2 protein-coding genes are annotated in these 1452 nt (G+C 32.1%); both read left to right on the top strand.

Features of this window, described 5'->3' with window-relative positions:
- Positions 1–271 (top strand): hypothetical protein (locus A9G45_RS14245; protein WP_176701799.1); only part of this gene is annotated, 271 nt, incomplete at its 5' end.
- Positions 272–345: 74 nt separating this feature from the next.
- The coding region (locus tag A9G45_RS00110) for a hypothetical protein (RefSeq protein ID WP_141673548.1) at positions 346–1452 on the top strand (1107 nt) is incomplete at its 3' end.

Here is a 1452-nt window from a genome sequence, read left to right as displayed (position 1 = left end):
TGCCCAAGGGAATACGATTAGGACATTCAAACTGTTAAAAAATAAGACAGTGTTTGCCATATTAGAGCGGTTTAATCAACAAGGTATTAAAACTAACCATATTGAAATATCCACCGATGGTAATGTGAAAAATCAATATCTGGATAATCAAGGCAATATATTATTAACCACTGACGAGGTTAAAGACCAAAACGCCCCTCAACTTTATGATGACTTACCATTCAACCCAGATGGTTTTGACATAATACTGCAAGAGGCAAATACACAATAATCAAAATATAATAAGGAATAAGAGTACGTTACATAAAAACGCTATAAGCCTAAATGGAAAAAGGTGAGGAAGAGATGAAAAATTTAGTCAGAATAGGGTTGATCTTCTTTTTACTGTGGATAGCAACTTTTCAATCTGTTTTAGCCGAGGTAAAAATGCACGATCAACAAATACAACTAGTAAAAAAACTAAAAACACAGGGCATTATGCCTAATAAAATCTATTACCAACATGATTTCATGCCTGCTTTTGATAACGAAGAAAGCTTTCCAGAAAAAGATTTATTCTTGTCAGTAATTGGTTTAGAAGACCACAAAAGAATGTATAGCACGGCAGTCCAAAGTATTGCTCAAGTTAAATTAAATCAGAATTATCAATATAGTGATATATGGCAACGTAAACGCAATATTATTGAAATATTATATCCGACCGATGCTTTTCAATCGCTAGAAGATGGTGTTTATTTTTATACATTAGATGAGCATAAACAATTACAACAACATGCTTCATTTGAAGACGTTTTTGAATTACCTTGTTATCTACGGGTTGAAAAAAAACGTGGTATTGTGGTTAGCACCCAGAAAAGGTGTTTAGCCTCTATTAGCCATTATTCCTATGATTATTTTGTAAATAATAATTTAAAAAATCTTAGAATTGATATGTATGATAACAATCATAATATTATTTACACCTCTGAAATCTTTTTTGATGAAAATACGGGGCTAATGACTCAATCAACCAGAAAAAATCCGATAACGGGGCGCTATTCAATTGAGAATTATATTAGAGAGGTTAATCTTTATAGCATTGAGGACTACTTTGATAAGCAAGGTATAAAAACCAATCATGTCATTCATCATAATCAGTCCTTAATACATGCCGAAAACCAAATACTTAATAAAGCCGGTCAAGTTATAAAAACGAAAAATAGGGAGCCTGAAGATATCTTTGATTTTGAAAAAGATTTACCCGAACCCTACCCTTACAATAAATTAATGATAAATGTAAAAAAAGCCCATATGTTATTTACGGATTCGTTGTTTGAACAGGGGCTAGATGATAATAGTCAATATGATAGTGAGGCAAAACAACGTGTCGAATATTTAGGTATTAAACCTAAGCAAGTTTATTACCACCAATTACCTTTTCCGGGTTTTATGGCAGAGCGATATAAAAACTTT

This window comes from Gilliamella sp. HK2 (assembly GCF_001690265.1).
Classification (GTDB): Bacteria; Pseudomonadota; Gammaproteobacteria; order Enterobacterales; family Orbaceae; genus Gilliamella; species Gilliamella apicola_C.
This window is presented reverse-complemented; position numbering and strand designations above follow the sequence as displayed.